General features: G+C 68.7%; 17 protein-coding genes. 7 read left to right on the top strand and 10 right to left on the bottom strand.

Translation table 11 applies throughout. The features are described 5' to 3' along the window. Nucleotides 1–12: 12 nt before the first annotated feature. Both C1I89_RS20290 and C1I89_RS20285 read right to left on the bottom strand, forming a co-directional pair. On the bottom strand, nt 13–1,161 hold the full coding sequence (locus C1I89_RS20290) for a M24 family metallopeptidase (protein ID WP_102774368.1): 1,149 nt from the start codon (nt 1,159–1,161) through the stop codon (nt 13–15). Nucleotides 1,162–1,183: 22 nt separating this feature from the next. After that, a complete protein-coding gene (locus C1I89_RS20285) occupies nt 1,184–2,167 on the bottom strand; it encodes a Bug family tripartite tricarboxylate transporter substrate binding protein (RefSeq protein WP_102774367.1) in 984 nt (327 codons plus the stop codon). Nucleotides 2,168–2,304: 137 nt separating this feature from the next. Between C1I89_RS20285 and C1I89_RS20280 the strand changes: the two genes are divergently transcribed. Continuing rightward, complete coding sequence (locus C1I89_RS20280) at nt 2,305–3,099, top strand: IclR family transcriptional regulator domain-containing protein (RefSeq protein WP_102774366.1); 795 nt, start codon at nt 2,305–2,307, stop codon at nt 3,097–3,099. Here the strand turns inward: C1I89_RS20280 and ligA are convergent. The 3 genes from ligA to smc form a co-directional block, all read right to left on the bottom strand. Beyond that, nucleotides 3,096–5,198: an NAD-dependent DNA ligase LigA gene (gene ligA / locus C1I89_RS20275; protein ID WP_102774365.1), complete on the bottom strand. Its 2,103-nt coding sequence runs from the start codon at nt 5,196–5,198 to the stop codon at nt 3,096–3,098. The two genes, C1I89_RS20280 and ligA, sit on opposite strands and share 4 nt — an antisense overlap. Nucleotides 5,199–5,332: 134 nt before the next feature. Then, a complete protein-coding gene (locus C1I89_RS20270) occupies nt 5,333–6,397 on the bottom strand; it encodes a cell division protein ZipA C-terminal FtsZ-binding domain-containing protein (protein ID WP_102774364.1) in 1,065 nt (354 codons plus the stop codon). A 46-nt stretch (nt 6,398–6,443) separates the two neighbouring features. After that, nucleotides 6,444–9,977 carry a chromosome segregation protein SMC gene (gene smc, locus C1I89_RS20265; RefSeq protein WP_102774363.1) on the bottom strand — a complete coding sequence of 1,178 codons (3,534 nt, stop codon included), beginning with the start codon at nt 9,975–9,977 and terminating at the stop codon, nt 6,444–6,446. Between the two features lie 283 nt (nt 9,978–10,260). Here smc and lplT point away from each other — a divergent pair, with 283 nt between their 5' ends. Beyond that, nucleotides 10,261–11,574: a lysophospholipid transporter LplT gene (gene lplT / locus C1I89_RS20260; protein ID WP_102774362.1), complete on the top strand. Its 1,314-nt coding sequence runs from the start codon at nt 10,261–10,263 to the stop codon at nt 11,572–11,574. Nucleotides 11,575–11,638: 64 nt separating this feature from the next. Here the strand turns inward: lplT and C1I89_RS20255 are convergent, their stop codons facing one another. From C1I89_RS20255 to C1I89_RS35350, 3 genes are read right to left on the bottom strand one after another with little or no spacing between them, the layout of a single operon-like run. Beyond that, a complete protein-coding gene (locus C1I89_RS20255) occupies nt 11,639–12,559 on the bottom strand; it encodes a uracil-DNA glycosylase (protein WP_102774361.1) in 921 nt (306 codons plus the stop codon). After that, complete coding sequence (gene tsaB, locus C1I89_RS20250; RefSeq protein WP_102774360.1) at nt 12,556–13,806, bottom strand: tRNA (adenosine(37)-N6)-threonylcarbamoyltransferase complex dimerization subunit type 1 TsaB; 1,251 nt, start codon at nt 13,804–13,806, stop codon at nt 12,556–12,558. Before tsaB ends, C1I89_RS20255 begins: the two co-directional genes overlap by 4 nt. A 53-nt stretch (nt 13,807–13,859) precedes the next feature. Further along, nucleotides 13,860–14,096 (bottom strand): hypothetical protein, encoded by a 237-nt coding sequence (locus C1I89_RS35350; protein WP_258231495.1) that lies wholly within the window; start codon nt 14,094–14,096, stop codon nt 13,860–13,862. Here C1I89_RS35350 and risA point away from each other — a divergent pair. The 4 genes from risA to C1I89_RS20230 all read left to right on the top strand — a co-directional run bounded on the left by risA (nt 13,998) and on the right by C1I89_RS20230 (nt 17,304). Further along, nucleotides 13,998–14,672 carry a response regulator transcription factor RisA gene (gene risA / locus C1I89_RS20245; protein WP_006393425.1) on the top strand — a complete coding sequence of 225 codons (675 nt, stop codon included), beginning with the start codon at nt 13,998–14,000 and terminating at the stop codon, nt 14,670–14,672. The two genes, C1I89_RS35350 and risA, sit on opposite strands and share 99 nt — an antisense overlap. Before the next feature lie 34 nt (nt 14,673–14,706). After that, entirely contained in the window at nt 14,707–16,101 is a 1,395-nt protein-coding gene (gene risS, locus C1I89_RS20240) for a sensor histidine kinase RisS (protein ID WP_181391009.1), read from the top strand. Nucleotides 16,102–16,158: 57 nt separating this feature from the next. Further along, complete coding sequence (locus tag C1I89_RS20235) at nt 16,159–16,707, top strand: peroxiredoxin (protein ID WP_003813886.1); 549 nt, start codon at nt 16,159–16,161, stop codon at nt 16,705–16,707. 75 nt (nt 16,708–16,782) lie between these two features. Beyond that, nucleotides 16,783–17,304 carry a carboxymuconolactone decarboxylase family protein gene (locus C1I89_RS20230; RefSeq protein ID WP_102774358.1) on the top strand — a complete coding sequence of 174 codons (522 nt, stop codon included), beginning with the start codon at nt 16,783–16,785 and terminating at the stop codon, nt 17,302–17,304. Between the two features lie 60 nt (nt 17,305–17,364). Here the strand turns inward: C1I89_RS20230 and ispF are convergent, their stop codons facing one another. Both ispF and ispD read right to left on the bottom strand, forming a co-directional pair. Beyond that, the gene (gene ispF / locus C1I89_RS20225) at nt 17,365–17,850 is read right to left on the bottom strand and encodes a 2-C-methyl-D-erythritol 2,4-cyclodiphosphate synthase (RefSeq protein WP_102774357.1); all 486 of its coding nucleotides are present in this window, start codon (nt 17,848–17,850) and stop codon (nt 17,365–17,367) included. Continuing rightward, nucleotides 17,847–18,530 carry a 2-C-methyl-D-erythritol 4-phosphate cytidylyltransferase gene (ispD, locus tag C1I89_RS20220; protein ID WP_102774356.1) on the bottom strand — a complete coding sequence of 228 codons (684 nt, stop codon included), beginning with the start codon at nt 18,528–18,530 and terminating at the stop codon, nt 17,847–17,849. Before ispD ends, ispF begins: the two co-directional genes overlap by 4 nt. A gap of 29 nt (nt 18,531–18,559) precedes the next feature. Here ispD and mfd point away from each other — a divergent pair, with 29 nt between their 5' ends. Then, nucleotides 18,560–22,030 carry a transcription-repair coupling factor gene (gene mfd / locus C1I89_RS20215; protein WP_181391008.1) on the top strand — a complete coding sequence of 1,157 codons (3,471 nt, stop codon included), beginning with the start codon at nt 18,560–18,562 and terminating at the stop codon, nt 22,028–22,030. Nucleotides 22,031–22,038: the final 8 nt, after the last annotated feature.

The raw sequence follows: 22,038 nt of genomic DNA, 5'->3' as shown, positions 1-22,038 counted from the left end.
CAGCGGAAGGCATCAGGAAAGGCGGTGCACGCGCGCCTCGGTTTGCACCAGAGGCTCGGCGCCGTGCTCGCCGACCAGCACCGGGTATTCGAGCCGCATGCCGCCCACGCCGGGCCGGTACAGGTGCGTGCCCAGCGCCACCACCATGCCCGGCGTCACGACGTCGCGGCTGCGCAGGTTGATGAACGGCCTGGTTCGCGCGCAGGTTCCCAGTCCGTGGCCGAACAGCGGCAGCCCGAACTCGGCGAGGCCATGCTTTTCGAACACGGCGATCCCGCGGCTGGCGCACTCGGCGATCGGCCTGCCCGGCGTCAGCGAGCCCAGCATGGTCTGGACGGTTTCTTCCCAGCAGTCGATCAGCTTGGCCTGGGCCGCGTCGGGCTTGCCCAGGAAAACGGGCAAGGCGGTGTCGGCCATGTAGAGATCCATCAGCGGGTGCAGGTCCAGGATCACGAACTCGTTCGCCTGGATGGGGCGGTCGGTCGCCTGCTGCGTGACGCCCCGCAGAAAGCCGGTGCGTTCGCCCGCCCCCACTTCGGTGCCGCCGGTCACCGCCCATGACCAGGTGCTGCCGCGCCGCCGGATCGCGCGCTCGATCTCGCCAGCGACTTCATTCTCGGTGGCGCCTACGCGCACCGCGTTCATGCCCTGCTCGAATCCATAGTCCGACACCTCGGCCGCCAGACGCAGGCGCGCAATCTCCGGGGCGTCCTTGATCAGCATGACGTCGTCGATCACGTCCACGCCGTTCTCGAAGCGGATGTCGGGCAGGTGCGTGGACAGATCGAAATACTCCGCGGCGGTGAGCATGCCCGGCGCCACCTGCGCGGCCCCGGGATGTGCCAGGTCCAGCGCCACCTTGGCCCGGCTCAGACCGTGATGCTCCAGGCGCTGGCGGATCAGTTGCGGGAAGTCCGAAAACTCGAACTCATACATATCCATCTCGTGCCCTTCAGCCCGCACGCGCGAGGCGTCCATGGCCCAGTAGATGAATTCGCAATGGCCGTCGGCGGTCACCAGCACGGCTCCCCGCCAGGGCATGAACGCGCCGCTCAGGTAGTGCAATGCGCCCTGGCGGGTACCCAGGTAGGCGTCGAAACCCAGTTCGCGCGCATGTTGGGCCACGCGCTTGCGACGCGCCGAAAAATCGATGGACTGCATGAATAGCTCCTCGTTTTGGGGTTCAGGAAACCGACGCGCCGGACGCCTTGACGACGGGCGCCCATTTCTTGGTTTCCTCGGCGGTAAAGCGGGCGAATTCGTCCGGCGTGCTGGCCACCGGCTCCGCCGCCTGCGACTTCAGCTGCTCGCGCACGCGCGGGTCGGCCAGCGCCTTGGCGATTTCCTGCTGCAGGCGGTTCACCACCGGCCGCGGCGTGCCGGCGGGAGCGAACACGCCTATCCACGACGTCATGGCGTATCCCGGCAGCGTTTCGGCGACCGTGGGGAGGTCGGGCGCGGCCGGCGAGCGTTCGGGGCCGGTGACCGCGATGGCGCGCAGCTTGCCGGACTTGATCAGGGGTTGGGCGATGACCAGGCTGTCGAAGGCCACGTCCGCCTGTCCGCCGATCACGTCCGTCAGCGCGGGCAGGCTGCCCTTGTACGGAATGTGCTGCATCTTCACCCCGGCCATCTCGTTGAAGAGTTCGCCCGACATGTGCATGGACGTGCCGCTTCCGCCCGAGGCGCGGTTCAGCTTGCCGGGGTTGGCCTTGGCGTAGGCGATGAGATCGGCCACCGAACGGACCGGCAGATTGGGGTTCACCACCACGACCAGCGGATACGAAACCACCTGCGTCACCGCCACGAAGTCCTTCTGCGGCTGGAACGGCATGCTCTTGTAGAGCGTCTGGTTGATCGCGTTGGTGCCGATCGTGCCCATCAGGATGGTGTAGCCGTCCGGCGCGGCCTTGGCGACCGCGTCCGCGCCGATGTTGCCGCCGGCGCCCGGCTTGGCCTCGACGATGACGGACACGCCCATGCTCTGGGTCATGCGCTCGGCCAGCAGCCGCGTGACGATTTCGGTGGGTCCGCCCGCGGCGGCGGGCACCACGAAACGAATGGGTTTGCTGGGAAAAGCGTCTGCGGCAACCGCGGCCGGACCGGCCGCGGCGGCGACGGACGCCAATGCGAACGCGCCAAAGGCGCGCAATAGTCTCCTGCGCATGGCATTCCTCCAAAGGTTCGTGGGCGTGTCGCACCCATCTATTTAACGAACAATTGTTCGCTAAAACTCATTTTATGGGGAATGCGGCGAATGTCAAACTACAATCGAGATCTGACCAAAACACGATTGCCGACCACATGGACACGATCTTGGCGCCACCGAAAGAAAGGAAAGAGGAGTTTCTCGACAGCCTGGCCAACGGGCTGCAATTGCTGCAGATCTACGCCACCGGCGTGGCGAGCGTCACCGTCCAGGAAGCGGCGGAACACCTGTCCGTGACGCGGGCGGCGTCGCGCCGTATCCTGCTGACGCTGGAAAAGCTGGGTTATGTGCGCCAGGACGGCAGGAATTTCTCGCCCACCCCCAAGGTCATGGACCTGGGCTACGCCTATTTCGCGTCATTGAGCCTGCCGAAGCTGACCCGCGCGACCATGCAGGAGGTCGCACACAGCGTGGGGGAAACATGTTCGCTGGGCGTGCTGGACCGGCAGCACGTGGTGTTTCTTGCGCGCGAGGAAGCGCCCCGACTGCTCAAGCTGGACCTGTCGGTCGGCAGCAGGCTGCCCGCCTATGCGCACTCGCTGGGCCGGACGCTGCTGTCGACGCTGGACGACGAGCAACTGGACGAATACCTGGAAAGCGCCGACCTGAAACGGCTGACCCCGTACACGACCGTCTCGCGCAGCGCGCTGCGCAAGCTGATCCGGCAGGTGCGCCAGGACGGCTACTGCATTTCGGTGAGCGAACTGGTGGACGGCTTCGCCGGCGTCGCGGTCCCGCTCTACAACCACGAGGGCCGGGCGGTGGCCGGCCTGAGCATCAGCATGGTGCTGGGCTCCCGGTCGCCGGATGAACTGAAAGCCCATTACCTGCCGACGCTGCAGCGCGCGGCCGTCGCGATCCGCAACGCCATGCCGCGCAGCAGTATCTAACCGCCCATCCCCAGCAACGCCTTCAGCCCGTCCTCATCCAGCACCGCCACGCCCAGTTCCTGGGCCTTGGCGAGCTTGCTGCCGGCGTCCTCGCCGGCCACCACGTAGGCGGTCTTCTTGGACACGGAGCCGCTGACCTTGCCGCCGGCGGCCTGGATATGCATGGAGGCCTCTTCGCGCGTCCAGTTGGGCAGGGTGCCGGTCAGCACGAAAGTCTTGCCGGCCAGCGTGGTGCCTTGCGGCGCGGCCTCGGCCACGGGGTTCACGCCCTGGGCCTTCAATTGCCCGATCACGTCGCGGTTGTGCTGCTCGGCGAAGAAATGGCGGATCGAGGCCGCCACCACCGGGCCCACGTCGGGCACGGCGGACAGGGCTTCCTCATCGGCGTCCATGATGGCGTCGATGCTGCCGAAATGGCGCGCCACGTCGCGCGCCGTGGTTTCGCCCACGTGGCGGATGCCCAGCGCGAACAGCAGGCGCGACAGGCTCGGGGTGCGCGCCTTTTCGATGGCGGCGACCAGGTTGTCGGCGGACTTCTGGCCCATGCGGTCCAGCCCCACCAGTTCGAGCGGACGCAGGCTGTACAGGTCGGCCAGGGTCTTGACCCGGCCGCTGTCGACCAGCTGGTCCACCAGTTTCTCGCCCAGGCCTTCGATGTCCAGCGCCTTGCGGCTGGCGGCGTGCCACAGGGTCTGCTTGCGCTGGGCGCCGCAGAACAGGCCGCCGGTGCAGCGCGCGATGGTCTCGCCTTCCAGGCGTTCGATGGCCGAGCCGCAGACCGGGCAGGCCGTGGGCATGGCGAATTCGCGGGCGTCGTCCGGGCGCTTGTCGAGCACCGGTCCCAGCACCTCGGGTATCACGTCGCCCGCGCGGCGCACGATGACCGTGTCGCCGATGCGCACGTCCTTGCGGCGGATTTCGTCTTCGTTGTGCAGCGTGGCGTTGGTGACGGTCACGCCGCCGACGAACACGGGCTTGAGGCGGGCGACCGGCGTGATGGCGCCGGTGCGGCCGACCTGGACCTCGATGTCCAGCAGCGTGGTGGTGGCTTCTTCGGCGGCGAACTTGTGCGCCAGCGCGAAGCGCGGCGCGCGCGCCACGAAGCCCAGCACTTTCTGCGCCGGCAGCGAATCGACCTTGTAGACCACGCCGTCGATGTCGTAGGGCAGTTCGGCGCGCAGCGCGCCGACCTTGGCGTAGAAGGCCATCAGGCCCTCGGCGCCGGTGGCGCGGTGGTTGTGCTTCACGTTGACCGGCAACCCCAGCGAGGCCAGCCAGTCCAGCATGGCGCCGTGGGACTTCTCGGGCAGCTGCGAGGTCTCGGCGGCGCCGGCCGAGGCCTCGGCGAACAGGCCGCCCTGCGAGCCTGGCAGGCCATGCACCTCGCCCCAGCCGTAAGCGAAAAAGCGCAGCGGGCGCTTGGCGGTGATGCGCGGATCGAGCTGGCGCAGGCTGCCGGCGGCCGCGTTGCGCGGGTTGACGAATACTTTCTCGTCGCGCCTGGCCTGGGCTTCGTTGAGTTTGACGAAGTCGGCGCGGTTCATCAGCACCTCGCCGCGCACTTCCAGCACTTTCGGGGCGGGGCCCTTGAGCTGCAGCGGGATCGCCTTGATGGTGCGGATGTTGGAGGTGACGTCCTCGCCGGTCTGGCCGTCGCCGCGGGTGGCGGCCTGCACCAGGCGGCCGTCCTCGTAGCGCAGGCTGATGGCCAGCCCGTCGAGCTTGAGTTCGCAGAAATAATCGGCCTGCTGCGCCGGGCCGAGCAGGCCGGCGCCGCGCAGCGTGTCGGTCACGCGGCGGTCGAAGGCCAGCACGTCTTCCTCGTCGAAGGCATTGCCCAGCGACAGCATGGGCACCGCGTGGCGCACGGCGCCGAAGGCCGACACCGGCGCGGCCCCGACCCGCTGGGTGGGCGACTCGGGCGTGACCAGTTCGGGATGCTCGGCCTCCAGGGCCTGCAGTTCGCGCATCAGCCCGTCGTACTCGGCATCCGAGATGGAGGGCTCGTCGTAGACGTAGTAGCGGACGTTGTGCTGTTCGATTTCTGCGCGCAGGCGCGCGGCGGCCTGCGCCGCGCTTTCACCGGAAGAGCTTTTCATTTCAGTTATCCATAACGCCGCGAACCGCCCAAAACACCTGACGCGTCAACGTGAGCGCGGGGCCGCGCGGAGCCGGCTCTGCCGGTCCGCTGCGGCGCCCCCCTGGGGGGGAAGCGCGCAGCGCTTCGGGGGGGTCACGCAAAGACCCGTTGGGCGCGTTCGCTGCCGGCGGGCAGGCCCGCTTGCTCCAGCTGGCCGAACAGCACCTGCAGCCGTTCGTCGATGACCGTCTCGGAACCCTCGGCCAGCGGCTTGCCCTGGTCGTCGACCAGTTCGGCGCGCAGGCGCGCGGCCAGGTCGCGGCCCACGTCGACCATGCGGCCGAAGGCGCGGCTGTCGGCCGGGCTGCAGGGCACGTCGAGCAGCAGGTACAGGCGTTCGATGCCGCCCATGCCCGCGTCGAAGGCGGCGCCGTCGGCGCGCGCCAGCGTGAAGCGGGCCACGCCGTTCTCGGCCGGCCAGGCCAGGCGGTTGCCGTCCGGCACGAAGCCGATCTCGCGCGCCACGGCCAGCACTTCGGCGGCCGGCTGGGCCGTGCCCAGCAGCAGGGTCAGGCCGACCTGGGTGTCCAGCGCGGCGCAGGTATCGTCCAGGCGGGCGCCCTGCTCCAGCACGGCCTGCTGGTCGGGGCCTTCGATGGTGGCGTCGAAGCGTTCGGCCATGTCCTGGGCGCGGGCCCAGGCCTGCGACCACTCGATGGCCGTCAGGGGACCGCTGCGGTTGGCCAGCAGCACGGCCAGCTGCATCGAGGCATAGGATTCGTCGGCGTGGATGTGCGCGCGGTGGCGGCGCTGGTCGGTCTCGGCGAACACGCGCATGGGCTTGCGGCCCACGTGGCGCAGGCTCTGCATGTAGGGCAGCAGCTCGGCGCCGCGCACCGGTTCGGCGAAGTTGATTTCGATCACGACCTCGCAGGCGGGGTCCGGCTCGACCGTGTCGTCGGCGTCCGTGCCCGGATCGACCGGGGCCGGCTGGCCGGGCTGGGCGCGCGCGGGCTCGCCGCCCATGCCGGGTTCACGCCGCGCCGCGGCCGCGCCGCCCGCGGCGGCTCCCGCCCCCAGCAGGGGGTCCTGCTCGGAGGCCGGGAAATGGGTCTGCATCCTGCGCCGCACGCGCCGGTCCTGCCACCAGTTGAATCCCAGCACCAGCAGTATCAGCAGGACGCCCAGGGCAATCAGCCCGATCTGCAAATCACTCATGTATCAATCCCGCGCCGAAACGCCCGGCGCCCTTCTTAGTATTGGTTTATGCCGCTTCGGAGGCCATCATCTGGACGGCCGAATCTATATCTACCGCAACGATACGCGAAACCCCCTGCTCTTGCATGGTTACACCGATCAGTTGCTTGGCCATCTGCATCGCAATCTTGTTGTGCGAGATGAACAGGAACTGGGTCTGCTCGCTCATGTTGGCGACCAGGTTCGCGTAGCGCTCCGTGTTGGCGTCGTCCAGCGGCGCGTCCACCTCGTCCAGCAGGCAGAACGGCGCGGGGTTGAGCTTGAACAGCGCGAACACCAGGGCGGTCGCGGTCAGGGCCTTTTCACCGCCGGACAGCAGGTGGATGGTGCTGTTGCGCTTGCCCGGAGGCTGGGCCATGACCTGCACGCCGGCGTCGAGGATTTCCTCGCCCGTCATGGTCAGCCTGGCCTCGCCGCCGCCGAACAGCTTGGGGAAGAGCTCGCCGAAGTGGCCGTTGACGACGTTGAAGGTTTCCTGCAGCAGCTCGCGGGTCTCGCGGTCGATCTTGCGGATGGCGTCCTCGAGGGTCTCGATGGCGGTCATCAGGTCCTGGTGCTGCGAATCCAGGAAGCCCTTGCGCTCGCGCGAGGTGTTGAGTTCGTCCAGCGCGGCCAGGTTGACCGAGCCCAGCGACTCGATCTGGCGCGAGATGCGGCCGACTTCCGACTGCAGCCAGCTGGCGCGGCGCCATTCGTCGGGCTGGTTGGCCAGTTCCTGGGCCAGGGCCTCGCGGTCGACTTCGCGCGCGTTGAGCTGCTCGGTGAACTGTTCTTCGGCCAGGCGGGCGGCCTGTTCCTGCAGCTGCAATTCCATGATGCGGGCGCGCCGCGGTTCCAGGGTCTGCTCCTGCTGCATGCGCTCTTCGTCGGCGCCGCGCAGCAGGGCCGCGAGGTTTTCGAGCTCCTGGCGCGCGCGCGACAGCGCTTCCTCGCGCTCGGCGCGCACTTCCAGGGCGTCCTGCAGGCCGGCCTGGGACGCCGAGGCGTCCAGTTCGGCCAGGTCGTCCTGCAATTGTTCCAGTTCGACGCTGGCGCGCTGGCTCTGGTCGGCGGCCAGCTGCTGGTTGCGCTGCAGCTCGGTGATGCGGACCTGGATGCTGCGTTCGGCGAATTCGGCTTCCTGGGCGGCGCGTTCCAGCTCGCGCAGGGCGTTGCGGGCGGCCTCGGCCTGGGCGGCCAGGGTCTCGCCGTCCATTTCGGCGTCGGCGAAGCGGGATTGGTGCTCGGCCAGTTCCTCGTCCAGCGTCTCGAAGCGCGCTTCGGCCTCTTCGCGGGTGGCGCGCAGGTCTTCTTCCTGGACCTTGATTTCCTCCAGGTCCTGGCGCAGGCGCGAGGCGCGCTCGCCCGACTGTTCGGCCTGCTGCTGCAGGCGCGAATGTTCGAGCTGGATGTCATGGACCCGGCGGGTGACCTCGGCGACCCGCTGGCGCGCCGGCGCGATGGCCTGCGACACCTGCTGCCAGCCGGCCTCGGCGCGGGCCACCGCGGCGCGCGCCTGGTCGGCGATGAGCTGCTGGGCCTTGATCTCGCGCTGCAGGTTTTCGATTTCCTGCTGGCGGGCCAGCAGGCCGGCCTGCTCGGAGTCCGGCGCGTAGAAGCGCACGCTGTGCGCGTCGACCAGGTGGCCGGCCTTGACCACGCAGGCGCTGCCGGCCGGCAGGCTGGCGCGCATGGCCAGGGCCTGAGTCAGGTCGGGGGCCGTGTAAACGCCGCCCAGCCACTCGTTGAGCAGCGTGCGCAGGTCGGGATCGGTGATGCGCAGCAGGCTGGCCAGCGGGGTCAGCCCGGCCGGGGCCGGCGGCGTGGGCGCGGCCACGGGCAATTGATAGAACGCCAGGCGCGCCGGCGGCGCGTCCTCGGCGAAGGCGCGGGCCCAGTCCAGGCTGCGCACTTCCATGGAGGCCATGCGTTCGCGCAGGGCGGCCTCCAGGGCGGTTTCCCAACCCGGCTCGACGTGCAGCTTCTGCCACAGGCGCGCCAGGCCGGCCAGTTCGTGCTTGGCCAGCCAGGGCTCCAGCGCCCCCTGCTTCTGCACGTCTTCCTGCAGCTTGACCAGCGCCGACAGGCGGGCCTCCAGGCGCGCCAGGTTCTGCGCCTCGGTCTGGGCGGCGGCCTGGGCGCGGCTGCGCTCGGCGTCGGCTTCCGGCACCCGACCTTCCAGGGCGGCCAGTTCCTGCTGGGCTTCCTCGAGCTGGTCCTCGCCGGCCAGGCGGTCGCCGGCCAGCTGTTCGAGGCGCACGGGGTCGGGGCTGTGCAGTTCGCGCAGTTCCTGCTGCAGGCGTTCGCGGCGCTGCTCCAGGGACTGCATCTGGCGGTCGGCGTCGCGCTGGGTCTGGGCGACCAGGGCCAGGTTCTGCTCGACCCGGGCCAGCGCGGCGCGCATCTCGTCGCGTCCGGAGGCGGCTTCGCGCACGCGCTGTTCGATGGCCGGCAGCGCGGCCTGGGCGTCCTCGGCCTTGGCGCGCGCCTCTTCGGTGCGGGCCGCGCCGGTCGCCAGGTCGTCCTCGGCCTGGGCGATCTGCTCGGTGCAGTGTTCGCGCTGGGCGGTCCATTCGCCGATCTGCTGCTGCAGCTGCTCGCGGCGCGCCTGCAGGCGGTTGCGCGAATCCACCACGTGGCGGATCTCGGCCTCCAGGCGGCTGACCTGGGCATTGGCTTCGTACAGCGCGCCCTGGGCCGTGTGGACCGCGTCGCTGGCCGCGTAATGGGCCTGGCGCCGCGACTCCAGCGCCGCCTCGCCCGCCCGCAGGCCGGCGATGGCGGCTTCCAGTTCGTTCTGGGCCTGCGCCATTTCCTGGGCCTTCCGGGCGCGCTCTTCGCGCGCCCCGGTTTCCTTCAGGAGCCATAGCGCGTGCTGCTTCTTTTCGCCGTCGGCCTGCAGCTCGCGGTAGCGCGTGGCCACTTCGGCCTGCGCCTCCAGCTTTTCGAGCTGGCTGTTGAGTTCGCGCAGGATGTCCTCGACCCGGGTCAGGTTCTCGCGGGTGTCGGACAGGCGGTTCTCGGTCTCGCGGCGGCGTTCCTTGTAGCGCGACACGCCGGCCGCCTCTTCGAGGAACACCCGCAGTTCTTCGGGGCGCGCCTCGATCAGGCGGTTGATCATGCCCTGGCCGATGATGGCGTAGCCGCGGGCGCCCAGGCCCGTGCCCAGGAAGATGTCATGGATGTCGCGGCGGCGGACCTGTTGGTTATTGACGAAGTAGCTGCTGGTGCCGTCGCGGGTCAGGACGCGGCGCACGGCGATTTCGGCGTAGCTGCTCCATTGGCCGGCGGCGCGCCCTTCGCTGTTGTCGAACACCATTTCCACCGAGGCCCGGGCGGCCGGCTTGCGGTTGCCCGAGCCGTTGAAGATGACGTCCTGCATGGACTCGCCGCGCAGCTCCGAGGCCTTGGCCTCGCCCAGCACCCAGCGCACGGCGTCGATGATGTTCGACTTGCCGCAGCCATTGGGACCCACCACGCCCACCAGCTGGCTGGGCACGGGAATCACGGTGGGATCGACGAAAGACTTGAAGCCGGCGAGTTTGAGCTGAGTAAGACGCACAGTACGATGGGTGACGACGGAGGGGTTGAACCAAAGGCGTTAATGGACCTGGGGACCTGGACCTGCCGCGCAGATTGCAAACCGGCCCATTCAGGGCCGGCTCTCATATGGTCCGTATGATACCGCAGGCGCCCCCGGCCAGAACGTTAGCAACGGTCAACACGCGGGCAAACGCGCAATGGCCGCCGCCTGGCGTCCGGCTATACTCCCTGACACTTTTTGGCACGACACACAAAATTTTCACGCGGACCGGCCGGACTCCGGCCCAAGCACGGGGACATTCTTGAAACGTGGTTTCTATCTGGTCATGGCCGCGCAGGCCTTCTCATCATTGGCGGACAATGCGCTGTTCATCGCAGCCATCGCCTTGATACAGGAGCTGCACGGGCCCGACTGGCTGGCCCCCATGATGAAATGGTCGTTCGCGCTGGCGTATGTGGTGCTGGCCGCCTTCGTCGGGGCGCTGGCGGATTCCTTCCCCAAGGGCCGCGTGATGTTCTCCACCAATGCGCTGAAGGTGGGCGGCTGCCTGCTGATGTTCTCCTACGCCAATATCGGCATTCCGCCCCACTACCAGACCTATCTCGTCTGTGTCGCCTACGGCATCGTGGGCATCGGCGCGGCGGCCTATTCCCCGGCCAAGTACGGCATCGTGACCGAAATGCTGCCCCCGGCCATGCTGGTCAAGGGCAATAGCTGGATCGAGGGCCTGACGGTCTTCTCCATCATCCTGGGCACCGTGCTGGGCGGCCTGCTGATTTCGTCTTCCGTCTCGGCCGCCCTGCTCAGCCACTCGTTCATCGGCAGCCTGGTCCACACCCCGGCCGAGGCCGCGATCCTGGTCATCGCCTTCGTGTATCTGCTGGCGGCGCTGTGCAACCTGATGATTCCGCACACCCACGTGCGCTACCCGCCGCAGCAGAAGAACCCGGTCCGCCTGGTCCGCACCTTCTGGGGCTATGTCTGTGTGCTGTGGAAGGACAAGCTGGGCCAGATCTCGCTGGCGGTCACGACCCTGTTCTGGGGCGCCGGCGCCACGCTGCAGCTCATCGTCATCGAATGGGGCCGCAGCCACCTCGGATACCAGCTGGACAAGGCCTCGATGCTGATGGGCGTGGCCGCCCTGGGCACGGTGGTCGGCTCCATCCTGGCCGGCCGCATCCCGCTGCGCCGCGCGCTGGCCGTGCTGCCCGTCGGCGCCGCCATGGGCCTGGTGGTGCTGCTGATGCCGCTGGTGTATTCGCCCTGGAGCGTCTACCTGCTGCTGCTGATCACCGGCGGGCTGGCCGGCTTCTTCGTGGTGCCCATGAACGCGCTGCTGCAGCACCGCGGCCACGTGCTGCTGTCGGCCGGCCATTCGATCGCCGTGCAGAATTTCAACGAACAGCTCAACATCCTGCTCATGGTGGCGATGTACACCCTGCTGCTGTGGCTGCAACTGCCGATCAACCTGATCATCGTGATCTTCGGCACCGTGGTCACCGTGCTGATGGTGGTGTTCATGCGCTGGAGCAAGCGCAATCTGCAGGCCAACCCCGAACTGCATGAGCAGATCGGCCAGGAAGGCCACGGCCGCGCGCTGGATTCCTCGCACTGAATACGGACGCTGCAAAGAAAAACCGGGCTGGCGCCCGGTTTTTTTGTCTGCGCGGCCGGCGGCCTCAGTCCATGCGGGCCGCCAGCTTCAGGTCCTGCCAGGCGCGCGCCTTCTCGGCGGGGCTGCGCAGCAGATAGGCCGGGTGGTAGCTGACCACGACCGGGATCTGCTGGCCGTCCTCGGTCTTCAGTTGATGGATGCGGCCGCGCAGGCTGCCGATGGTGGCGTCCGTGCCCAGCAGCGTCTGGGCCGCGAAACGGCCCAGCACCAGGATGCGCTGCGGCTTGAGCAGCGCGATCTGCCGCATCAGGTACGGGCTGCAGGCGGCGATTTCCTCGGGCTTGGGATTGCGGTTGCCGGGCGGGCGGCACTTGATCACGTTCGTGATGAAGACGTCGCGCTCGCGGCTCATGGACACGGCCGACAGCATGGCGTCGAGCAGCTGGCCCGAGCGGCCCACGAAGGGCTGCCCCTGCCGGTCTTCCTGCTCGCCCGGCGCCTCGCCCACCACCAGCCAGCGCGTGGGCTGGCCGCCGTGGCCGAACACCGCGTTGCGGCGCCCCTTGCACAGGCCGCAGGCCTCGCAGGCCACGACCTGTTCGCGCATTTCGTCCAGGCTGGCGTTGCGGACGGCCTCGGCCACCGGAATCGGCGCGGGCGGCGGCGCTTCCTCGGCCACCTTGGGCGCCGGGCGCGGCGGCGGGCCGCTGCGGTTCAGGATGGAAGCCGGAATGCCCGGACGCCCGGTCGCGGGCGGCGCTGCGGGTTCGGCCGCGGCCGGGCGGGCCGGCGCCGGCGCGCTTGCGGGCGCGGCGGGCGCTTCGGCCGGCAAAACCGGTTTGGAAACAGGGACTTGGGGCTGGGGCGCGGGCCGCTCGGCGGCCGGCGCCGGGCGCAGCCACAAACGTTCCATGCCGATCTCGCGCAGCCAGAAGCGCTGCAGCGGATTGACGCTGGGCGGCCGGGGCGCGACGGGCGGCATCATGCGGCCGCTCCCGCCGCCGCAATACGCTTCTGCATGACCAGGGCGTCTTCGCGTCCGCCCTTCTCGGCCGGATAGTAGCCGCGGCGCACGCCGATCTGCAGGTAGCCGTGGCGCTTGTAGAAAGAAACGGCCGATGCATTGGAGGGGCGCACTTCCAGCAGCACGCCTTCGAGTCCGTGTTCGCGCGCCTGCTGCTCGCACCAGTCCAGCAGCAGGCCGCCCAGGCCCTGGCGGTGCAGCGCCTTGTCCACCGCGATCACCAGCAGATGCGCCACGTCGGGCGCGTGCATGACGATGCAGAAGCCCGCCAGCCGGCCTTCGCGGCGCAGCACCCAGGCGCCGTAGCCGGCCGCCAGCGCGTCGGCGAAATTGCCGCGGGTCCAGGGAAAGGCCTGCACGTGCGCCTCCAGCGCCACCACCTCGTCCAGGTCGGCGTCGGTCATGGGCTGCGGCACCCCGGGCGCCAGCGCGGGCCGGGCCTTGGGATTGCCGCCCTCGCCGCGCAGGCGTTCGGCGGTGGTGAAAGCCACCTTGTCGCGCACGTAGAGCGGCGCGGCCAGTTCCGGGGCCACGGCCTCGCCGCGCAGCCAGCCCTGGCGCGCCAGGCGCGCCACGCTGGCCGCCTCGGGCCGCTGCGCGCCGGCGGCGCGGCGCCAGTCCGCGGGCGCCGCCATGTCGGCCGCGTAGGCGTCCCAGGCGTCGCCGGCCAGCACCGCGTTCAGCGGGCGGCCCGCGCGCGCCGACCAGCCGGGCAGATGATGTTCGGTCCAGGGCGCGACCTCGGCCGCCGCGATCAGCAGCGGCGCCTGCAGGGTATCCCAGCCAGCTTCGCCGTCCGCCCCGTCCAGCCGGTACACGGCCAGATAGACTTCATTCATGCGGGCGTCCAGCGCCACCACGATGGCGTCGGCGGGGGTCGCGTCCACCTGGGCGGCGACCGCCATATGAGAGACAATGGGTAACACCGGAATGCCCAGCCCCAGCCCCATGCCCTGGGCCACGCCGCAGGCCACGCGCAGCCCCGTGAAGCCGCCCGGCCCCTGGCCGAAGGCCACCGCATGCAGGGCGTCCGGGGCCAGCCCGCTGGCCGCGAGCAGCTCGCTGGCCATGGGCAAAAGCCGTTCCGCGTGCTCCTGGGAGCCCTCGTGCTCCCTGACGCTGACCTCCACCCGGCCGTCGGCCGCGCGCAAGAGGGCCACGCCGCAGCGGGACGAAGAGGTTTCCAGGGCCAGCAGGTTTAGTTCCATAGATGCAGATTGTACGAAATACGGCGGCTCCGCCCCCGGTTATTAGGGGGATTTCAACCATGGATCGCAATGTGTAATATCTTGTGAACGCCCACTAGCCGCTGGTTCTTGCCACTGTTACATTTCCGGCCATGAATACGCAAAACACCACCCCCACCCGAAAAATCCTCGTCGTCGACGATGATCCGCGCTTGCGCGATCTGCTGCGCCGGTATTTGTCCGAGCAGGGATTCAACGTTTTCGTTGCCGAAGACGCGAAAGAGATGGGCAAGCTCTGGCAACGCGAGCATTTCGACCTGCTCGTGCTGGACCTGATGCTGCCCGGTGAGGATGGCCTGTCCATCTGCCGCCGGCTGCGCGGTGGCCATGACAATACCCCCATCATCATGCTGACGGCCAAGGCGGAAGAGATCGACCGCATCGTCGGCCTGGAGATGGGCGCGGACGATTACCTGTCCAAGCCGTTCAACCCCCGGGAACTGCTCGCGCGGATCAATGCGATCCTGCGCCGCCGCGGCACCGAGGAACACCCCGGCGCCCCCAGCCAGGAGAACGAATCCATCGCGTTCGGCCCCTATGTGCTGAACCTGTCGACCCGCACGCTCACGCGCAACGGCGAACAAGTCCCCATCACCACGGGCGAATTCTCGGTGCTCAAGGTGTTTGCGCGCCACCCGAAGATCCCGCTGTCGCGCGACAAGCTCATGGAGCTGGCCCGCGGCCGCGAATACGAGGCCTTCGACCGCAGCCTCGACGTCCAGATCTCGCGCCTGCGCAAGCTGATCGAACCGAATCCGTCCAAGCCCGTATTCATCCAGACCGTCTGGGGCCTGGGATACGTGTTCGTGCCGGACGGTGGCAGCTGACCGGCTCGCCCGCCCCGGGCAGGAGCGCAGCCTCGTGCCCCGCTTGCGCAGAACCTTCAGGAACCTGACTTCACGTTTGCGGCTCGGCTTGTTCGGCCGCACGTTCCTGTTGCTCGCCGCGCTGATGCTCGTCAGCCTGGGCGCGTGGCTACAAGTCTTCTTCAGCATGGAGCTGGGACCGCGCGCCAATCAAATGGCGCAGCGGGTGATCACGGCCGTCAATATCACGCGCACCGCGCTGATCTATTCCCATAACGACGAGCGCAGCAAGCTGCTGCTGGACCTGGCCACCAACGAAGGCATCCAGGTCTATCCGCGCGAGGTCACGGACTTCGCCGAAGCCCTGCCCGACGACGACTACTGGCAGCGCGTGGCCCAGCACATCCGCACGCGCTTCGGCCCCGAGACGCAGATCGCCTGGGGCGTGAACCAGGTGCCCGGCTTCTGGGTCAGCTTCCAGATAGAGAAAGACCTGTACTGGCTGGTATTCGAGCGCGAGCAGATCGGCCTGACGGGCGGGATCGAATGGCTGGGCTGGGGCGCCACGGCGCTGCTGCTGTCTCTGGTGGGAGCCGCGGTCAGCGTGGGCTTCGTCAACCGGCCGCTGTCGCGGCTGGCGCGCGCCGCCCAGGTGCTTTCGCGCGGCGAGACGCCGGCCGCGCTGCCCGAGCAGGGGCCGCTGGAAATCCGCGACCTGAACGCTTCCTTCAACCGCATGGCCAAGGATCTCAGACAGGCGGAAGCCGACCGGGAGCTGATGCTGGCGGGGATTTCGCACGACCTGCGCACGCCGCTGGCGCGCATGCGGCTGGAGATCGAGCTGAGCGGCGTGTCCGAGGACGCCCGCCAGGCCATCGACGAAGACCTGGGCCAGATCGACCACAGTATCGGACAGCTGATGGAGTACGCGCGCCCGGCCGGCACGCTGCCGCAGCTGGCCACCGACATTTCCGCCGTGCTGGCCGAACTCTACGAGCGCGAACGCAGCCATACCGCGTCGCTGGGCGGCGAACTGGACGCCTCGCTGGAGCCGGGCCTGCGGGCCCGCATCACGGCGCTGGACCTCAAGCGCATCGTCAGCAACCTGATCGAGAACGCCCGCCGCTATGGCCGCTCGCCCGACGGCATGGCCCATCTGACCATGACGCTGCAGGCCGACGGCGCCATGATCGCGATCGAGGTGTCCGACCGCGGCCCCGGCATCGCCCCCGAGGACGTCGACCGCCTGCTGCGGCCGTTCTCGCGCGGCGAAGCGGCGCGCACCGGCGTCAGCGGCGCGGGGCTGGGCCTGGCCATCGTCGAGCGCCTGCTCAAGCACGTGGGCGGCTCGTTGCGCATGCTCGCCCGCGATGGCGGCGGCCTGACCGCCCGGATAGAGTTGCCCAAAGCCAAGTTTAGGAATTATCAATTAGACAACGACAATCCATAGCGTAGAATTTGGGGTTTGAGGCAGTGCCTTAATTTCACCGACAAACTGGGAGTAAACATGAAAACTGTTGGCGACAAACTCGAGCCCTTCAAGGTCACCGGCGTCAAGCCCGGCTTCAACCAACACGAAGAAAACGGCGTGTCGGCATTCGAAGACATCACCGAAAGCTCGTTCCCCGGCAAGTGGAAGGTGATCTACTTCTACCCGAAAGACTTCACGTTTGTTTGCCCGACCGAAATCGTCGGCTTCAACAAGCTGGCCAAGGATTTCGAAGACCGCGACGCCGTTCTGCTGGGCGGCTCCACCGACAACGAATTCGTCAAGCTGGCATGGCGCCGTGAGCACCCGGACCTGAACAAGCTGGGTCACTACCAATTCGGCGACACCACCGGCGCCCTGATCGACCAGCTGGGCGTGCGTGAAAAGGGCGCTGGCGTTGCCCTGCGCGCCACGTTCATCGTCGACCCGGACAACACGATCCAGCACGTTTCGGTGAACAACCTGAACGTCGGCCGTAACCCCGAAGAAGTCCTGCGTCTGCTCGACGGCCTGCAAACCGACGAGCTGTGCCCGTGCAACCGCTCGGTTGGCGGCGCCACGCTGTAATTTCCAGCCCGGCCCGGGATCTGCCCAGCAGGTCCCGCGCTGGGCTTTAACTGCGCTAGATGATAGGTAAAAACTATGGAATTTCTCGCCACCATTAAGGATCAACTGCCGGATTGGGCCAAGGACATCCGCCTGAATCTGGACGCCGTGATCGCCCGTTCGACCCTGGCGCCCGAAGACGCCGTCGGCGCCGCCCTGTCGGCCGCTTTCGCCGCGCGCAGCCCGGCGCTGGTCGAAGCCTTCAAGAGCGGCCTGTCGGAAACCGACGCCAACGCCGCGCTGACCGCTTCGTCCCTGATGGGCATGAACAACACCTGGTATCCCTACGTGGAAATGACCGGCGACGCCCAGTTGAAGAGCCTGCCCGCGCAGCTGCGCATGAACGCCTACGCCACCCACGGCGGCGTCGAGAAAAAGCGCTTCGAGCTGTTCGCGCTGGCCGCCTCCATCATCGGCAAGTGCCATTTCTGCGTGGCTTCGCACTACGAGAACCTGAAGAACGACGGCCTGTCGGTCGAACAGATGCGCGACGTCGGCCGCATCGCCGCAGTCGTCAACGCCGCCGCCCTGGCGCTGGCGGCCCAAGGCAAGGCCTAAGGCCCGCGGGCGGCTCCCCGGCCGCCTAGTACTCCCTGCGCAGCCTGGCCCCTTCCGGGGTCAGGCCCGCGCCAGCAGCGCGACGACCGTCGCCGCGATCCCTTCCTTCCTGCCCAGATAGCCCAGGCCTTCGTTGGTCTTGGCCTTGATGTTGACTTCGGTTTCCGCCAGCCCGGTGTCGGCGGCGATGTTCTTCACCATGGCCGGCGCATGCGGGCCGATCTTGGGCGCCTGCGCGTGCAGCGTGGCGTCGATGTTGACCGGCGTCCAGCCTGCCTTGCGCACCCGCGCCATCGCCTCGCGCAGCAGCACGCGGCTGTCGGCGCCCTTGAAGGCCGGGTCGGTGTCGGGAAAGTGGCGGCCGATGTCGCCCAGGCCGGCCGCGCCCAGCAGCGCGTCGGTGATGGCGTGCAGCAGCACGTCGGCATCGGAATGGCCCAGCAGGCCATGCGTGTGGGGAATCGTGACGCCGCCGATGATCAGCGGACGGCCCTCGACCAGGGCGTGCACGTCAAAGCCCTGCCCGACGCGAAAGGGAATGCTCATAGCCATTTTTCCATCAGTTCGAAATCATCCGGCCAGGTCACCTTGAAGTTGCGCAAGGCGCCCGGCACGAGCAGCGGCGCATAGCCGGCCGCCTCGATCGCGGAGGCCTCGTCGGTGACGGCGGCGCCGCTTACCGAGGCCGCCGTCAGCGCATCGCGCAGCACGCCGGCGCGGAACATCTGCGGGGTCTGCGCCAGCCACAGGCCGTTGCGGTCCAGCGTGCGCTCCACGCGCGCGTCGCCGGACTTGACCGTGTCCGCCACCGGCAGCGCCAGCAGCCCGCCCACCGGATCGGCCAGGCAGGCGTCGATGAGCCGGGCCAGCGCGGCCGCCGGCAGCCCCGGGCGCGCGGCGTCATGCACCAGCACCCAGGTGTCGTCGGCGACGCCGCTGTCGGCCAGCGCGCCGGCCACGGTGTCGGCGCGCGTCGCGCCGCCGCAGGCCCGCCACACGGTGCGGGGCAGCCCGGCCAGCGCCGCGTCCACCCAGCCGTCGCCCGGCGTCACGGCCACGCGCACCTGGGAAATGCGGTCGTCGGCCAGCAGCGCGGACACCGCGTGGCGCAGCATGGGCTGGCCGGATAAGGGGCGATATTGCTTGGGCACGGCTTCGTGTCCGGGCCGGCTGGCGCGGGCGCCGACGCCGGCGGCAGGCACGATTGCGATGATGGAGGCAGACATGGTGCGGTGATTTTATAATCTTCCGCTTGATGCCTGCTGCCAGCCTGATGCCCTCCCCCACTCTCGCCGCCCCCGTCCCCGCCACGGCTCCCACCCTGTCCGCGCTCAAGCCCGGCGCGCGCTACGCGCAACCGCGCCCGCCCGGTTCCGGCGACGCCTGGCTGCTGGCCGACCTGGCGCGCCAGGCCGCGGCGCCGCTGGTCATCCTGACCGCCGAGCCGGTCGAGGCCCAGCGCCTGGCCGAAGAGATCCAGCTGTTCGCGCCCGAACTGCGCGTGCGCCAGCTGCCCGACTGGGAAACCCTGCCCTACGACGCGTTCTCGCCGCACCAGGACCTGATCTCGGAACGCCTGCACACGCTGCACGCGCTGATGACCAAATCGGTGGACGTGCTGACGGTGCCGATCACCACCGCGCTGTACCGGCTGGCGCCGCCCGCGTTCCTGGCGGCCTACACCTTTTCCTTCAGGCAGAAGGACAAACTCAACGAAGCCGCGCTGCGCGCGCAGCTGACGCTGGCCAACTACAACCACGTCACGCAGGTGACGGCGCCCGGCGAATTCTGCCTGCGCGGCGGCCTGATCGACCTGTTCCCCATGGGATCGGCGGTGCCCTACCGCCTGGACCTGTTCGACGACGAAATCGAGACCATCCGCAGCTTCGACGTGGACACGCAGCGCAGCCTGTACCCGGTGCGCGAGGTGCAGCTGCTGCCGGGACGCGAATTCCCGATGGACGACGAGGCGCGCACGCGTTTTCGCGCGCGCTTTCGCGAAGTGTTCGAGGGCGATCCCTCGCGCGCGCTGCCGTACAAGGACATCGGCAACGGCATTCCGTTCGCCGGCGTCGAGTACTACCTGCCGCTGTTCTTCGAGGACACGGCCACGCTGTTCGACTACCTGACCGAAGGCACCGTCACGGTCACCGTCGGCGACATCGACGACGCCATCCAGCGCTTCAACCAGGACACCGCCAGCCGCTACGGCTTTCTGAAAAGCGACCGCGAACGCCCGGTGCTGCCGCCTTCGGCGCTGTTCCTGGACAACGAGGCGCTTTACGCCGGCCTGAAGGCCTTCTGCCGGCTGGCGCTCAGCTCCGGCCAGCCGCATCCGGATTTCCGCGCCGCCCCCGACGTCAGCGTGGCGCGGCGCTCGGACGACCCCATCGCCAAGCTGCGCGCGCTGGTGGCGGGCAGCCAGACGCGCGTGCTGCTGTGCGCGGACTCCGCCGGCCGGCGCGAGACGCTGGTGCAGATGCTGAACGAATTCGGCCTCACCCCGGACGCGCAGCCCGACGCCATCGAGGCCTTCCTGGCCTCGGACGCGCATTTCGGCATCGTCGCCGCGCCGCTGTCCACGGGCTTCCAGCTGCCCCAGGCCAACCTGGCCTTCCTGACCGAGAACGACCTCTACCCGGGCCTGGCGGCCACGGGCCGGCGCGGCAAGCGCGACCAGGAGCGTGCCAGCAACGTCGAGGCGATGGTGCGCGACCTGTCCGAACTGCGCGAGGGCGACCCGGTGGTCCACGCGCAGCACGGCATCGGCCGCTACCACGGCCTGGTCAACATGGACATGGGCGAAGGCGGGATGGAGTTCCTCCACCTCGAATACGCCAGCGGCAGCACGCTGTACGTGCCGGTCTCGCAGCTGCACGTGATCGCGCGCTACAGCGGCGCCGACCCCGAGGCCGCGCCGCTGCACCAGCTGGGCTCGGGCCAATGGGACAAGGCGCGCCGCAAGGCCGCCAAGCAGGTGCGCGACACCGCCGCCGAGCTGCTGGCGCTCTACGCCCAGCGCGCCGCGCGCGAAGGCTACGCCTTCAACCTGCCGCTCAACGACTACCAGGCCTTCGCCGAAGGCTTCGGCTTCGAGGAGACCGCCGACCAGGCCGCCGCCATCGAGGCCGTCATCGCCGACATGACCTCCGGACGCCCCATGGACCGGCTGGTGTGCGGCGACGTGGGCTTCGGCAAGACCGAGGTGGCGCTGCGCGCCGCCTTCCTGGCCGTGGCCAACGGCAAGCAGGTCGCCCTGCTCTGTCCCACCACGCTGCTGGCCGAGCAGCACGCGCAGACCTTCTCCGACCGTTTCGCCGACTGGCCGGTGCGGGTGGTCGAGCTGTCGCGCTTCCGCTCGGCCAAGGAAGTGTCGGCCGCCATCGAGGGCATCAACGACGGGCGCGTGGACATCGTCATCGGCACCCACAAGATCCTGTCCAAGGACGTGAAGTTCAAGCGCCTGGGCCTGGTCATCATCGACGAGGAGCACCGTTTCGGCGTGCGCCAGAAAGAGGCGCTGAAGGCGCTGCGCGCCGAGGTCGACGTGCTGACCCTGACGGCCACGCCGATTCCGCGCACCCTGGGCATGTCGCTGGAAGGCATACGCGATTTCTCGGTCATCGCCACCGCGCCGCAGAAGCGCCTGGCCATCAAGACCTTCGTGCGCCGCGAGGACGGCAGCACGCTGCGCGAGGCGCTGCTGCGCGAGCTCAAGCGCGGCGGCCAGTGCTATTTCCTGCACAACGAGGTCGAGACCATCCACAACCGCCGCGCCCGCCTCGAAGAACTGGTGCCCGAGGCCCGCATCGCCGTGGCCCACGGCCAGATGCCCGAGCGCGAGCTGGAACAGGTGATGAAGGGCTTCTACCAGCAGCGCTACAACGTGCTGCTGTGCACCACCATCATCGAGACCGGCATCGACGTGCCCAGCGCCAACACCATCGTGATCCACCGGGCCGACCGCTTCGGCCTGGCCCAGCTGCACCAGCTGCGCGGACGGGTCGGGCGCTCGCACCACCAGGCCTACGCCTATCTGCTGACGCCCGGCGAAGACGCCATCACCAGCAACGCCAAGAAGCGGCTGGAAGCGATCCAGGCAATGGAGGAACTGGGCTCGGGCTTCTACCTGGCCATGCACGACCTCGAAATCCGCGGCACCGGCGAGGTGCTGGGCGACTCGCAGTCGGGCAATATCCAGGAAGTGGGCTTCTCCATGTACAACGAGATGCTCAACGAGGCCGTGCGCGCGCTGCGCGCCGGCGAAGAACCCGACCTGGAAGCACCCTTCAACCTGGCCTGCGAGGTCAACCTGCACGCGCCGGCGCTGCTGCCCTCGGACTATTGCGCCGACGTGCACGCCCGCCTGGGCATCTACAAGCGCCTGGCGCACGCCGCGGGCGAGGACGACCTGATCCACATCCAGGAAGAGCTGATCGACCGCTTCGGCAAGCTGCCCGAAGCCGCGCAGACCCTGCTGGCCACGCATCGCCTGCGCCTGGCGGCGCAGCCGCTGGGCGTGGTCAAGATCGACGCCAGCGAAACCCAGGCGCTGCTGCAGTTCGGCGCCAAGACCTCGGTGGACCCGGCCAGGATCATCGAGCTGGTCCAGCGCCAGCGCCACATCAAACTGGCGGGACAGGATAAATTACGGGTCGAGATCAAGGCCGCGCAGGTGCCGGCCCGCGTCGACGCCGTGCGCGCCGTGCTGCGCGCCCTGAAGTAACCGTAGCC

Origin of the sequence: Achromobacter pulmonis, assembly GCF_002885955.2 — a bacterium.
Lineage (GTDB): Bacteria > Pseudomonadota > Gammaproteobacteria > Burkholderiales > Burkholderiaceae_B > Achromobacter > Achromobacter pulmonis_A.
This window is presented reverse-complemented; position numbering and strand designations above follow the sequence as displayed.